General features: G+C 33.6%; 16 protein-coding genes. 4 read left to right on the forward strand and 12 right to left on the reverse strand.

Annotated elements, in window-relative coordinates:
- Positions 1-67 precede the first annotated feature (67 nt).
- The 6 genes from ACTYBU_RS18030 to ACTYBU_RS18055 form a co-directional block, all read right to left on the reverse strand.
- On the reverse strand, positions 68-385 hold the full coding sequence (locus ACTYBU_RS18030; RefSeq protein ID WP_445491842.1) for a thioredoxin family protein: 318 nt from the start codon (positions 383-385) through the stop codon (positions 68-70).
- 2 nt (positions 386-387) lie between these two features.
- Positions 388-780: a toprim domain-containing protein gene (locus tag ACTYBU_RS18035; protein ID WP_445491844.1), complete on the reverse strand. Its 393-nt coding sequence runs from the start codon at positions 778-780 to the stop codon at positions 388-390.
- 417 nt (positions 781-1,197) lie between these two features.
- Complete coding sequence (gcvH, locus tag ACTYBU_RS18040; protein ID WP_445491846.1) at positions 1,198-1,581, reverse strand: glycine cleavage system protein GcvH; 384 nt, start codon at positions 1,579-1,581, stop codon at positions 1,198-1,200.
- A gap of 245 nt (positions 1,582-1,826) precedes the next feature.
- On the reverse strand, positions 1,827-2,183 hold the full coding sequence (locus tag ACTYBU_RS18045) for an arsenate reductase family protein (RefSeq protein WP_445492056.1): 357 nt from the start codon (positions 2,181-2,183) through the stop codon (positions 1,827-1,829).
- Positions 2,184-2,406: 223 nt separating this feature from the next.
- The gene (locus ACTYBU_RS18050) at positions 2,407-4,161 is read right to left on the reverse strand and encodes an acyl-CoA dehydrogenase family protein (RefSeq protein ID WP_445491847.1); all 1,755 of its coding nucleotides are present in this window, start codon (positions 4,159-4,161) and stop codon (positions 2,407-2,409) included.
- A 33-nt stretch (positions 4,162-4,194) separates the two neighbouring features.
- Positions 4,195-6,558: a 3-hydroxyacyl-CoA dehydrogenase NAD-binding domain-containing protein gene (locus tag ACTYBU_RS18055; RefSeq protein WP_445491849.1), complete on the reverse strand. Its 2,364-nt coding sequence runs from the start codon at positions 6,556-6,558 to the stop codon at positions 4,195-4,197.
- A gap of 282 nt (positions 6,559-6,840) precedes the next feature.
- Between ACTYBU_RS18055 and ACTYBU_RS18060 the strand changes: the two genes are divergently transcribed.
- The 3 genes from ACTYBU_RS18060 to ACTYBU_RS18070 are packed head-to-tail and all read left to right on the forward strand — an operon-like array spanning position 6,841 to position 7,660.
- A complete protein-coding gene (locus tag ACTYBU_RS18060; protein WP_445491850.1) occupies positions 6,841-6,975 on the forward strand; it encodes a YuzL family protein in 135 nt (44 codons plus the stop codon).
- Between the two features lie 38 nt (positions 6,976-7,013).
- Positions 7,014-7,283: a hypothetical protein gene (locus ACTYBU_RS18065; RefSeq protein ID WP_445491852.1), complete on the forward strand. Its 270-nt coding sequence runs from the start codon at positions 7,014-7,016 to the stop codon at positions 7,281-7,283.
- Between the two features lie 41 nt (positions 7,284-7,324).
- Entirely contained in the window at positions 7,325-7,660 is a 336-nt protein-coding gene (locus ACTYBU_RS18070; RefSeq protein ID WP_445491854.1) for a spore coat protein, read from the forward strand.
- Between the two features lie 77 nt (positions 7,661-7,737).
- On the opposite strand, the gene ACTYBU_RS18075 is transcribed toward ACTYBU_RS18070, so the two are convergent.
- From ACTYBU_RS18075 to ACTYBU_RS18095, 5 genes are all read right to left on the reverse strand, one after another.
- Entirely contained in the window at positions 7,738-7,986 is a 249-nt protein-coding gene (locus ACTYBU_RS18075) for a DUF2573 family protein (RefSeq protein ID WP_445491856.1), read from the reverse strand.
- A 640-nt stretch (positions 7,987-8,626) separates the two neighbouring features.
- A complete protein-coding gene (locus tag ACTYBU_RS18080) occupies positions 8,627-8,983 on the reverse strand; it encodes a hypothetical protein (protein WP_445491857.1) in 357 nt (118 codons plus the stop codon).
- A 101-nt stretch (positions 8,984-9,084) separates the two neighbouring features.
- Entirely contained in the window at positions 9,085-9,387 is a 303-nt protein-coding gene (locus ACTYBU_RS18085; RefSeq protein WP_445491859.1) for a hypothetical protein, read from the reverse strand.
- Between the two features lie 233 nt (positions 9,388-9,620).
- Positions 9,621-10,787 (reverse strand): rod shape-determining protein RodA, encoded by a 1,167-nt coding sequence (rodA, locus tag ACTYBU_RS18090; RefSeq protein ID WP_445491860.1) that lies wholly within the window; start codon positions 10,785-10,787, stop codon positions 9,621-9,623.
- A 465-nt stretch (positions 10,788-11,252) separates the two neighbouring features.
- The gene (locus tag ACTYBU_RS18095; RefSeq protein ID WP_445491862.1) at positions 11,253-12,494 is read right to left on the reverse strand and encodes a methyl-accepting chemotaxis protein; all 1,242 of its coding nucleotides are present in this window, start codon (positions 12,492-12,494) and stop codon (positions 11,253-11,255) included.
- 557 nt (positions 12,495-13,051) lie between these two features.
- Here ACTYBU_RS18095 and ACTYBU_RS18100 point away from each other — a divergent pair.
- Positions 13,052-13,240, forward strand: coding sequence for a hypothetical protein (locus tag ACTYBU_RS18100; RefSeq protein WP_445491864.1), 189 nt, complete (start codon positions 13,052-13,054; stop codon positions 13,238-13,240).
- A 166-nt stretch (positions 13,241-13,406) separates the two neighbouring features.
- On the opposite strand, the gene ACTYBU_RS18105 is transcribed toward ACTYBU_RS18100, so the two are convergent.
- Positions 13,407-14,141: an amino acid ABC transporter ATP-binding protein gene (locus tag ACTYBU_RS18105; RefSeq protein WP_445491865.1), complete on the reverse strand. Its 735-nt coding sequence runs from the start codon at positions 14,139-14,141 to the stop codon at positions 13,407-13,409.
- Positions 14,142-14,360: the final 219 nt, after the last annotated feature.

Consider the following 14,360-nt stretch of genomic DNA (forward strand, 5'->3'; position numbering starts at 1 on the left):
AACTTACAATTTTTGGAATCTTAAGTTGATGACATTGGGATGAACCCCCACTGATGGAAGGTTCACTTTATGAAATTTTTTTATGAATTATATCTACTAAATAAGGAACGGAATGAAATGCATATATTTTTTCTTTCAATTCTCTTTCTTTAAAAATCAAAAGACAAGGTACACTCTCCACTTCATATTTTTCTGCTAGCTGTGGTGCATAATTCAAGTCAATCTTTGCAAATTTCTGATGCTTTAGCATCGCTTGAACAACATTCAGCATTTTGGATGCTATTGCGCAAGTTCCACAAAGGGGAGTATACAAATAAAGCATAAATCCGTTTTCCTTTTCTTCTATTAAGATATTCTCTACTTCTTCTAGTGTACAATCATTCATGACTAACTCATCCTTAAATCTAAAAATTCTGGAAAAATATCAATATTTGCATGCAATAATACTGCAGCTAAATGATGCTCAGGCGCTGATGCAACTTCCCTGTACATTCTGTCTATATATAAATGCTCAGCCTCGGGAAGTTCTTTTTTAAATTGTTTTCTTAACTTTTCTCCTGACTTATCGGCATCAACTAAAATATAGACATCTTTATCAAATAGCTCTTCGATTAATTCATCTAATTTGGAAATCCCAATCGTTCCATTTGTACATATAATGTCTATTGGTTCTCTAATAATATTTTTTATTTTGCTTTTATCCGATTTACCTTCAACAATGATTATTTTTTTCATATGATCACCTAAAGGAAGTTTTGAGTTTGAATTTAACTTTATCATATTCAGAGCAGGAGATAAAGTGCCGACTTCTTTTTTTCTGAATTTTTAAATTATTTTTATAGGGTCCACTCCATTCATTAAAATTTTCGTTCCTCCCATTCACCATTAACAAATCTTTACGGATCTCCTTCTTATCCTACTCTCGTATAGGAACACGAAGGCTTTGCCATGTAATTTTATCCCACTCTTAACGGGTAGTAAGCCTCCCACCTCGGGGATGCTGAGAAATCGAGGAAGCAGGTGTTGAAACTTGCCCGTAAAGGTCCGATAAGTTCAACTAACCATCAGTGGGGGATGAAGAAAACCCCCACTGATGGTTAGTTGAACTTTATGATACTTTGGAGGTATTTTTGGTTGGAAGTTGAAAACCAGTGTATATGCAATAAAAGCACCGGAAAATACCGGTGCTTTTCATTATTAATCTTCTTTTGTCATTTCTTCATACTGCTCAGCAGTCATAAGATTATCGATATCTTCTTTATTGCTTGGTTCAACTACGATCATCCATGCTTTTTCATATGGAGATTCATTTACAAACTCAGGACTGTCATCTAAGTCTTCATTTACCTCTACTACTTTTCCACTAACAGGAGCATATAGTTCAGATACCGTTTTAACAGATTCAACACTGCCAAATGGCTCGTCCGCAACAATTTCGTCTCCAACTTCTGGAAGCTCGACAAAAACAATATCCCCTAACTCGGATTGAGCAAAATATGTAATCCCTATACGAACATTGTCACCTTCAACTTTTACCCATTCATGTTCTTCTGAATAACGCAAATCTTTTGGTGTACTCATTTACAAATCCCTCCAAATTAATAATATATAAGAAAAGCACAAGACGCCTTTTTAGCAAAAAATGAACGGATGCGCTCCACATGTAATAAAGGAAACTCAAAAAGAAGTGCAAAGTACATAAGTCGCTGGCGCCTAGAGCTAGACATCCATATTGTTATATAAATTTAATGCTATACTTCACGTAAGTTCTCGCAGTTAATGAAGGGTTGCATTACAATGTCCTGCTGACAGAAAAATCGTTCCTTTTATGTCCAGCTTTTTTTAAAATCCTCTTCTTTAAATCCTACGGTAACTTGCTTGCCATCTGTAGTCAGTGGTCTTTTAATCAGCATCCCATCCGATGCAAGCAAATCTAATAATTCATCTTCTGATGCATCTTTGATTTTATCCTTCAAACCAAGCTCACGGTATTTTTGTCCACTCGTATTAAAGAATTTTTTTAATTCTAGACCACTTTTCTTATAAAGATCTTCCAACATTAAACGTGAAGGAGGATTTTCCACAATATGTACTTCTTCATATGTTACATGATTTTCATCGAGCCACTTTTTGGCTTTTCGACATGTACCGCATTTCGGATACCAATAAAAAGCAACTTGCATTCCATCACCTAATTTTATCTGAGATATTTTTTCATATATTTGAATATTATCATAAGATTGCACAAAATCATAACAAATAATACTAAAAATAGTATTTATTCTATTAAAACACTTACTATAAAAAAATATAAATTATAAGGTGAAACTAAACCATTTGAAGATTTTAACCATCCCCCATGAAGGTTAGTCCCACCATTTAAGCTTACAGAGAAAAAATATTTATTTATACAATATACTGGCTGTTAGCTAATATTTTGACTGCAGCTTCTCTTTTTAATTGAATAATTGGTTTTGGTGTATATCTCGTTAATTTTTTTAAAGTGGCGAGCATCATGCGTAAATTATCGCCGCTTTCTATATAAGCTAATGATTCTGTTGCTTCTAAAACAATTTGTTGAAAAGCTTCTTGGCAAAATATTTCTGTATATAATTTTTTTTGTTTATTGTCTTCTATTGAATGATTAACCGCTTTTTCCGTTCTTAATACAGCAGACTCCATTGCATATACTAACGAAATAATATTAGAAATATTTACAAGCAACTCTTGTTCCTGCTCTATAGTATGCTCATAGTGTTTTGCTGATAATCCTAAAAGAAGCAGTGTAATTTTTTTGCTGTTGGTTACAAACATCTTTTCTTGTGACAACAATGTTTGATCTGGATCATGAGGGAAAAATCCTACTAGTTGTTTTACTAGCAGCTGGGCAGATTGAAGAATAGGAAGTTCTCCTTTTATCCCTTTTCTTAATAGATTCCCAGGAACTAATAAACGGTTGATTTCATTTGTTCCCTCAAAAATTCGATTGATTCTCGAATCCCGGTACATTCTGGCAATATCATAATCTTCCATAAAACCATTTCCTCCGTGTAATTGTAAACATTCATCTACAATCCTATCTAGTACTTCGGAGGCAAATACTTTATTTAAACTGCATTCCAGTGCATATTCATTCGTTGCTTTGGCTGCATCTTTAAATTCGGAATCATCTTCTAATGGATTCATAATATCTGCTAGTAAACCAGCAGTGCGGTAAACTGAACTTTCAGCGGCATACAAATGGGAGGACATTGCTGCTAGTTTCTCTTTTGTTAAAGGAAATTGTGAGATAGGGGAATGAAATTGTATACGATTATTTGTATAAGAAATGGTTTGTTTCATTGCTTCTTTACTTGCACCTATTGATCCAACTCCTAATTTAAAGCGACCAAGATTTAAAATATTTAATGCAATAATATGTCCTCTTCCTATTTTCCCAAGAATGTTTTCTACGGGTACAGCTACGTTGTCTAATAGAAGCGAACAAGTAGATGAGCTTTTGATTCCTAATTTATTTTCTTCTTTCCCGATAGATACTCCCTCAAAGTTACGCTCAACAAGAAAAGCTGTATATTTTTTTCCATCTATTTTCGCATAAACGGTATACAGATCTGCAATACCTGCATTTGTAATCCATTGTTTTTCCCCTTTTAATAAATAATGGGTGCCTTCTTTATTTAGTTTTGCAATTGTTTTAATTCCAACTGCATCAGATCCTGCTGAAGGCTCGGTTAAGGCATATGCAGCGATTTTTTCGCCTGTTGCCAGCAAAGGTAAATATTTTTCTTTTTGTTCCTTGCTTCCAAATAAAACAAGCGGAAGAGAACCAATACCAATATGAGCTCCATGTGTAATAGAAAATCCTCCTGCAATTGCCATTTTCTCTGAAATTATGGCAGAACTTATTTTATCAAGACCTAATCCACCATATCCTTCTGGTATATCAGCACTTAATAAACCTAACTCCCCTGCTTCTTTCATTAATTGTATGGTTTTTGCAAAATCATGCTGTTCCATAAAGGGCAAATTTTTCAACACCCTATCTTGAATAAAATCGGATGTCATAGCTGCAATCATTTCATGCTCTTCTTCAAAATCCTCTGGTGTAAAAATTTCTTCATAGTTAGTTTCTTCTATAATAAAGCTTCCACCTTTTTTCATGATTCGATTCTCTCCCTTACTGGATTACTTCCGTTATTTTATTTTTCCTGTTTGTAAAAGGTGTAATATCCGGTCCTGGGTTTGTTTTTGCTGAATTAATGATAAGAAGGCTTCTTTTTCTAAGCTTAATAAATAATCTTCTTCCACCTCAGTTTTAAAATCTACGTTTCCTCCTGTTAATACGAAAGCGAGCTTTTTCGCAATAATTAGATCATATTCCGCTAGTTTTCCTATTTTTTCTAGTTCCTGTAATTCACTCATTAACAATTGATAGCCAGATGTTCCAGCAACCATAATTTTATTTCTTTTCGGAGGAAGATAGCCTTGTTTCTCCAACAGAAGTACTTGCTGTTTTGCATCATATAATAAGTGTCGATCATTTATCGTTATGTTATCTACCTTTTCCAGGAAACCAAGTTCCTTTCCATTTTCTGCGGAGGTTGATACATTACTTGTTAACACCGTATAGAAAACGTCTTTTACCAGTTCCATCAATTCTTTATCACTGTAGGATTGCTTGTATTTTAATCGATTTATATAAAGCTCTTTTGTACCACCGCCTCCAGGCACTAACCCTACAGCAGTTTCTACTAATCCAATATATGTTTCTTGTAGTGCTTGAACTTGCGAAGCAGCCAAACAAATTTCCGCACCGCCGCCTAAGGTTTTTTTGCTAGGTGCTGCCACAATTGGTTTTATGCAGTATTTAATTTTCTTCATTGCCTGTTGAAATCGATTTACTGCCATCTCCAATTCCAGCTTATCACCAGACTGTGCTTCTAATAATAACAGAGCTATATTTGCTCCAACACTAAAGTTTTTGCTTGTACTTCCTATGACCAGTCCTCTGTAATTTTTATTTTTTTCTATTATTTCGACTGATACCTCTATCATTTCTAATGCATCCATGCCAATGGCATTATTCAAAGTATGCAGTTCCAGCAATGCAACACCATCCCCAATGTCTATAAGGCTGGCAGAATTATTAGAATGAAGTAATCCTCCTTTTTCTTTTTCTTCTTTTACCAAAATTCTTTTTGCATCTTTCGGTACCGCTTCATATCTTCCGTGCTTATAGTAATGGAGTGTCCCTTTCTCTTCTTTATAAAATGAAGTAAAACCATTGTCTATCATTTCATTAATCCAATTCGGAACTGTTGTATTTTCTTCTTCTAATCTTTTCACCACGTCTTGGATCCCTATAACATCCCATGTTTCGAAGGGGCCTTTCCTCCAATTAAATCCTGTTTTTACTGCTTCATCGATTTCGTATATAGAATCCGAAATTTTTCCTACTAATGATGCAGTATATACTAAAATCGGAGTAATACAATTCCAAATAAAATTTGCTTCTAATGAATTTTCATACAAAAAATCTTTTAATTTCCCAGGTGGGTTAGAAGGTTTTTTTTCTTTTTTTATATCGATATATTGCATGGTTTGATAATCTAAAACCTGTATGCCGTCCTTTGTTTTTTTATAAAATCCACGGCCGCTTTTTCTTCCTAGCATATTATTACTGAGCATTGCCTGCAATAATGGGGGCATCTTATAAATATCCTTTTCTTCTTCAGAAAAAATGCGGTTTTTCATATTTTGAATAACATAAGAAAAAGTATCTAAACCTACCATATCCAACGTTTGAAATGTACCACTTTTAGAGAATCCAATAAAAGGACCAGTCAGCTGATCCACTTCATAGATACTTCGATTGGATTGAATCATTTCATTAATTATCGTTAAAAAGGCGAATCCACCGAGACGATTTGCAATAAAATTCGGTGTGTCCTTTGCCATGATTACAACCTTCCCCAATTTTTCTTCAGCAAAATTTTTAAAAGTATTAATGATAGCAGGATTTGTTTTTGTACTTGGAATAATTTCTAATAGGCGGATATAGCGAGGTGGATTAAAAAAGTGCGTACCAAAAAAGTGAGTTTGAAAATCTTCTGAAAAATCTTCCATCATTTCTTCTATGGATATCCCTGAGGTATTGCTGCTAATAATAGAACCTGTTTTTCTAATCTTATCTATTTTTGTAAATAATGTTTTTTTCTCCTCTATATCTTCTGTTATAGCTTCTATGATCCAGTCCGCTTTTGATAATAAATCAAAATTATCTTCTATATTTCCTGTTTCTAATAAAGATAGCTTTTGGTTGGAGACAATAGGACTGGGTTTCATTTTGACTAAATTTTTTTTGGCTGAATCTACATAACGATTTCTTACAATAGGATGCGTTAATGTTAACTGATGGTCTATTTCTTCCTGAAGCAATTGGTTTGGAACAATATCAAGAAGCAATGTAGGAATGTTCACATTCACAAGTTGTGCTGCAATAGCTGATCCCATTACTCCAGCACCGATAACTGCTGCATATTTAATTTCACTTGCCATAATACTCCTCCTTCTTTTTCATTTTTTCTACAAGAACTTTTCCCAATAATTCATTACTTATTAACAATAAAATAAACAAAACCGTTATACAATAAACACTAGCGGAATTTAGCACATATTTTTGTCGATCGTTCAAACAAATTTCTTTCTCTATTTAAACTTGCCCTTCACAAAATTTGACATGCTTTTACTAAAAACTCTGCTTTTTGTTAATCCATTCATTAAATCAGTTGGTTTGGGAGACGCTAGTAAGTGTACATAGTGGAGGAGGTGACAATTCAAATGGCTAGACTTAAAAAAGACCCTTCTAGAGCAGGAGTTAGTGCAGCAAGTGTAAAAGGAAATGCAGGTCCTACTGTTGAGAATGATGGTGGAGGAAAGGTAAACAGTCAAAATAATCAATATAAAAAACAATAAATGAATATACTTAATAACTATGAATGGAGGAGTAAATTATGCAGCAGCAAACTAATACTATGCAAAATACGAATAATATGATGCAGCCGCCATCAACACTTACAGTAAAGGATTCACTCTATTTAACGGATATGCTTTCATGGAATTTATTAGCTATGAAAAAAGCTCATTTTTTTGCTAATGCAGTACAAGATCAATCCATTAAATCTTATTTGGAAAAATGCGGACAAATGCATCAACATCACTACGAAAAAATCTTGTCTCATTTAAATTTCCAACCATCTCAGCCTAATAATAATTACCAATAATAACCACATCGAACAAAGATTATGGACAGGAGGAATTAAAAATGAAGCAACAGCCAATTCAGAATCCAGAAAAACAAGTACCGAAAACACCTCAAATGAATGATCGAGATTTTGTTAATGATTTATTATCGACAGAAAAATATATGACAGATTCTTATTCCATAGCATTAAATGAAGCAAGTCATCAAGCTTTGTACCAAGATTTATTAGCGATCTTTACTGAAGCACAAAATATGCAAAGAGAGCTATATACTGTTATGTTCCAAAATGGCTGGTATAAGCTGGAGCCTGCCGAACAGCAGAAAATACAACAAACATATCAGCAATTTAAAGGGTATACAACCCAATTTCCTTACGGCAGCTCTACTCTTCAATAACTTGCCGGGACAGATGGCATAGATATTAAGAGTGGCATGAAATAAAGTTGTCTATGCCGCTCTTAATATCATATGTTTTATTTTTTATTTTGTTTTTGTAATTCGTTCAATTTCTTTATTTCTGTCACAATTTTCACCATCTCTTTTTTGCCATTTGGAAATTCTGCATTCCAATGCTTCACTAATCCAGGCATAGATTTAGCCATATGAGAATAAAGCATCCACAATTCTACTTTTTTCTTTAAAGTTTCATTCTGTTCCCCTAACAATAATTCTGTATAATTTGTTAAAAGTACATCAAAATTCTCTAAAAAATCTTTTTCCATTTTTTAAAACCTCCAAAAAATCAAAATATTCTAACCTAAAATATTGACATTATTCCTATTATATTTTATTATTAAATTAAATCAATTGATAATGATTATCAATTTCATTATGTGTTTTCCATCTATATTTATCACCGCTTCCTTTTCCCCTCACCCAAAAGGAAGCTAGTGAATAAACAAGAAAGTTGATAAAGTGAACCTTTCCATCAGTGGGATTTTCTTCATCCCCACTGATGGTTAGTTGAACTTATCGGACCTTTACGGGCAAGTTTCAACACCTAGCTTCCTCGATTTCTCAGCATCCCCGAGGTGGGGGTATTACTGCCCGTTAAGAGTGGGATAAATAACCTAAGTATAAAAAATTAAGCTTTTTCTGCTCCTAAAAAATAGTGTAAGAAAACCTATCTACCACTCCAATTTATTGTATTTTACGTCAAAAAGTTGGTGCTACCCGATAAACGAAAAAAATAAACAAACGCCAATCCCTTAAACGTATGGGTTTGGCGTTTTTGCTAAATGAAATTAATATAGGATTTACAATCTTTTAACAAAACGATGCTATACCTCCCTATACCCTCTGGTTACAATTGTCGGGAAGATTAATAAAAGGGTTCGATGTAATAGGGGGAAGAGATATTATTTAAAATCTTCCCCAAATCCTATTACTTTTGTTTTCATTATATAATTTTACTCGCGAATCTCCCTTTATTTTTCCTTCAGATTCTTTGTAGCGATTTGTCACCTCAACTAGTTCCTCAACCGCAGATTCAAATTCTTGACGCGTTAATTGTTTATTTGCGAAAGATAAACATAGCAATGAGAGTGCAATTGGCATCGTATCAATTTGAACATTTACATTAACATCTACGTCTGAATTTCCACTTTGATCAACAGAAGAAGAGAGGTTAGATCGAATATCGTTAAAAGAACTTTCCTTTGTTCTCATTAATTGATCGAAATGCTGCAATGATCGATTTTTGCTCTGTTTCTCCATCAAATATCATCTTCCTCAAAAACTAGTTAATTTAAAGGAGTATTAGCACTAAAGAATACCCCTTTAAATCAATCATTTAAAATTACGCTTTAAAACTCTTAATCTTAATCTTGATCCTGTTCTTGATCTTGGTCTTGATCAGATTCAGCACGTGAACGAACTCTTGCCTTAGAGTTGGAATCTACATCAATATCAAGATCAACTTTAGAATTCCCACTGTTAGAAATCTTAGCATCTGCCTTTGCTACGTTAATATTTTTGTCAGTGTTTTTTAATTTGTTATCAACATCCGTATCTATATCGTTGTCGAAATCTACATCTGCCTTTGCTTTTGAATCACTGTCTGCCTTTGAACGACTTTTGCTATTATTTCTTTCATCATTATTCGGAAACCATGGTTTGTTCATCTGTTCTCCCTCCTTTCATGTTGTTCACAAGCAATATATTCAAACATGGTAATATCGGTTGGACAAGTTTATCAGTTGATTTGCGGATTTCAAAAACAGTTATACAATGACGAAAAGAGAACGTGACTCTCACGTTCTCTAAAATGTGCAACATTATATACAAAACCTTATTTAAATCCATTTTCTTGACTTTTAATAAAATATAATAATAGGTTCTGTTTGTCTTCAATTCCTTATTCATCATTAGAAAACATGTACTTTTTATAATGATAACGGATAGAGAATATTAACCCCATCGCAAGCATATTTCCCATTAATGAACTTCCTCCATAACTAATAAATGGCAATGGTATTCCTGTAATTGGCAGAATCCCAATGGTCATTCCGATATTTTGGAATACATGAAAGGTAATTATGCTAATTATCCCTACACATATACATGTATAAAAAGGATTTTTTGTTTCTAATGCAACTTTTGTTATATGGTAAATAAGCAAAAAGAATAAGCTTACCAAGACACTTGCACCGATAAATCCAAACTCTTCTCCAACTACACTGAAAATAAAATCTGAATGACTTTCAGGTAAATAAACATCTCTAATTCCTATCCCTTTTCCTGCAGTTTCACCTGATCCTATAGCTAATAGCGACTGTGTTAAGTGATATCCAGTGGTACTTTGATAATTATAAGGATCTAGCCAAGAATAAATCCGACCAAACTGATATTCTTGTACACCGAGGTATTTCTCCAGCCAATCTGGATGCCATAAGACTAAATATAATACACTTGTAGCAAGAATAATACCGGAAAGAAAAATAGGTAGCAATATTTTCCATGTTATTCCTGAAATAAAAGTCATGCCAAGCATAATAGCAATAAAAACTAAGGAAGTTCCTAAATCAGGCTGCTGCATAACTAATAGAAGAGGGAAAAAGGTAATTAGTCCAATTTTTGTTAATAGCCAAAAATCAGAGCTTAAAGTCTTTACTATATACTTTTCCTGATGCTCTACAATGACTCTAGATAACGTTAATACAATAAATATTTTAACAAATTCCGAAGGCTGCAAGGAGATTCCTGGAAGCTGAAACCAGCTTTTCGCTCCATTTACTTTTCTTGCTATACTTTCAGGAGCCACTATTAATAATAAAAGCAAAACAATTCCAAAAGCATAGGAATACCAGGAAAGCTTCTTTAATTGATCGGAATCTAAAGTGATGATACTGGCAATTATAGCAATTCCCACTCCATACCAGAAAATTTGTTTTACTAGAAAATTTTGATTATATTGTCCTGTGCTTTGTGCACTAAATATAGCTACACAGCTTGCAATACATAACAGCATTAAAATAAGGACAAGGGTAAAATCTATTTTAGAAGTATTTTTCATTCGCGTCATTTATTCATTACTCCTTGATATAACCACAATATTAAGCAACTGCCTCCAAGGCAGTTATATGCTATCAACAACAGACTGCTTTTCAACCACCCTGAAGAATTCGTCATTCTCATTTTCTACACACTTATTGTCTTTTCCATGACAAATATACTAATAAAAATAAGATAATTTCATTCATGCTTAGAAAAGCTTCATACAATTCTCCATTATATTTGTAATTTTGATAAATAACAACTTTCGACAATGATTTCACTAAAATTTAATCCAAATTATCTATATAAAAAAATGTACTGCACTACCCAACGATAAAAAAAAAGCCTTATTCAGGCTTATAAAGATGATAACTTTTTCTCTAATCTTAACCGTTAGCATTTTTCCTACTTCTAGTTCCTGGGTCCACCTAAGAGGAAAGATTCGAATAAAGGGACCATTTCACACATTAACTCTTTTTGTGTCTGCGAAGTTTTATATATTAAAATCTTTTGTTAACATAACTAAATCATCTGAAATGCTTGCAAGCAATTTCGTTGAATGCGCAATTTCTTCAATAGCTGCTAATTGTTCCTGCGAAGATGCCGATACACTTATGGAATTTTGGCTATTTTCTTTTGCGATACTTGTTACTTGATCAACAGATCCAGCAACTTCCGCGATATTTGCTGTAATATTATTTGCTGCTTCCAACACAGACTGCATCTGACTGCTCATATTAGACATAGAATCAGAAATCATATTGAACTTTTCTTTCGTATTATTTGTAATGCTGATTCCTTCTTTTACTTCATCTGTTACTCTTTTCATGGTTTTGACAGATGTAAGTGTATCCTTTTGAATTTCATTTACTAGCACCGCTATTTGCTTAGCGGACTGATTAGACTGTTCTGCCAGCTTTCTTACTTCTTCTGCAACTACTGCAAATCCTTTTCCAGCCTCTCCTGCTCTGGCAGCTTCAATTGCTGCATTTAGTGCCAATAAGTTCGTTTGATCTGCGATTTCTGTTATTACATTTAAAAATTGGCCAATCTCCTCTGATCGCTCCTGCAACAGTCCAATGGAATCATTTGATTCTTTCACAGAATTTTGGATTAAACTCATTTGTTTTACTGTGCTGTCAACTACTTGCTGCCCCTCTTTTGCTTTTATAATCGTATCATCTGATGATTTTGCCATCTCTTCTGTATGTTTTGCAATTTCTTTTATTTCCGTATTTACAACTGCCACTGATTCTACAATCGTTTCCATACCCTTTGTTTGTTCTTCCGAACCAGCTGCTACACTTTGAATCGCATTGGATATCTGCTCTGAAACATGACTTGTTCCTACCGTATTTGCTGTCAATACCTCTGCAGAGGATGTAATATGTACAGATGTTTCATTAACTTTTACAACAAGACTTTTAATCGCATCTTTCATTAAAATAAATTCATCTGTCAACAAACCAATTTCATCATTCGATTTTTTTTCAATACTCATGTTTAAATCGCCTTTACGAATCGCTTTTGTATAATTCAGCAATGTTTTTATTGGTTTAATAATGAGCCAGCTAATAAAAAGAGCTGAAATGAGAGTAGTAAAAATCAGATTAATTACTGTATTTATGACCATCCCAAATTGAGGTGGCAGCATCTCCGTTTCTCTAATAATACCATTTAACTGAATAGAAATTGGGGTACTAATAATTGTTGCCAAAACTATTACCATAATCATTTTAGCTCTCAAGCTGCGAAACTGAAGCCTTTTTTTCATATCATGTACCTTCCTAACCTTTTTATTTTTTAGGATATTTTACCTATTTTTTTATAAAAACTATTCAAACATACCTATATATTAGTTCTATCGGCATGATTTTAATTTTTTGAAGTTTTAACCATTATTTATTATTTTTTTTAGATTCTAAAAAACAGGACCATATATGGAAGAATTAAAAAAGAGACATAGTATCGCTACTATGTCTTAAATGAGAGGAGGTTATGGGGTTACGGTATAAAGGGAAAGCATTGTTATTAGCTTCTGGGAAGATAATACAAGCTATCCTTTATACTTTAAAGATATGTTTTTAACAAGAAAAAGTGAGGGCTTATCCTCTTTTATTAAAAAAAGGGCAAAAAAAAAAACGAAAAGCAAAAGGTGCCCGCTTAGCGACAATGGTCTTCTAATTTTTTATGTTCAAGCATATGTTAACGATAGATAAAGCGAAACTTTTCTTTGGAATGAATTTTACTGGCAAAAGCAGTTTTTTATTTTTTTAGAAAGAAGGTACCTTCATGGAAAAAACCTTTAAGCTGTCTGCTGTACAGTATTGTATGCTCTGGACATTTATCAGTACGTTTTGCTGCTTCCTTGCAACTGGAATTTCTGTTTATACAATTGCAGCATTAGCTGCTGGCATTACACTTGCTTTTTTAAACTTATTGGAAGATGAAATAATCCATGAAAAGATTCGTGGGGAATAAGAAAAATTCTTCTTGTCTCACCAGAAAAAATTCTAATAAAAATAATTTTATATGTATAAAAAATGAAAAAAGGGAACACAATGTTATTACAAAGTGTAATTCCCCCTTTTGTTGAAGAGGCGTTAGAAACATTCCCCCTAAAGAATGACTAACAGCCTCTTTTTTTTTATTGAATTAGCTGCAAAAATCTTTTTGTTCTTTCTTCTTTTGGTACAGTAAATATTGTTCCAGGATCGCCTTTTTCCACAATATAACCGCCGTCCATAAAAATTACTTCATCTGCCACTTCTTGTGCAAACTTCATTTCATGTGTCACAATGATCATTGTCATGCCCTCAGTTGCAACTTCTTTCATTACTTTTAATACTTCTCCGACTAATTCTGGGTCCAGGGCGGAGGTTGGTTCATCAAACAACATTACTTCCGGCTCCATCGCTAATGCTCTAGCAATTCCAACCCGCTGCTGCTGTCCGCCCGAAAGCTGATAAGGATAAAAATCAACTTTATCTGCCATGCCTACTTTGGCAAGCAGCTGCTCTGCTTTTCTTTTAGAAGTCAACTTGTCTTCTCTTTTTACCGTTACCGGCCCTTCCATCACATTTTCCAATGCAGTTTTGTGTGGAAATAAATTATAGTTTTGAAAAACCATACCGGTTAATTTGCGAAAAGAGGTAATCTGTTTTTTTGTTACTTGATTAGAAAAATCAACTTTTTGATCTTTGATCAACAATTCTCCATTTGTTGGTATTTCCAATAGGTTTAAACAGCGAAGCAAGGTTGTTTTCCCTGAACCAGAAGGACCAACAACAACAATTACTTTCCCTTTTTCCACATGTAAATTGATATCTTTTAATACCTCTAATTTACCAAAATGCTTCGATAATCCATTAATTGAAATCATTTTCCTGCCCCTTTCCATAAAGCATCCAGTCATATAAAGTGAACCTTTCCATCAGTGGGGGTCTTGCTCAATGTCATCAACTTAAGATTCCATAAATTGTATTAATATAAAAATTGTTCGTTTGGAGAGGCGTCCGCTCGCCCCATGGAAAGCGAGCGGTAAGCCTCGGAAAACCTAACGCATACTCCCACTTTTTATTCGATTTCCAATATATTGAAG

The organism is Niallia sp. 03133 (genome assembly GCF_052663225.1).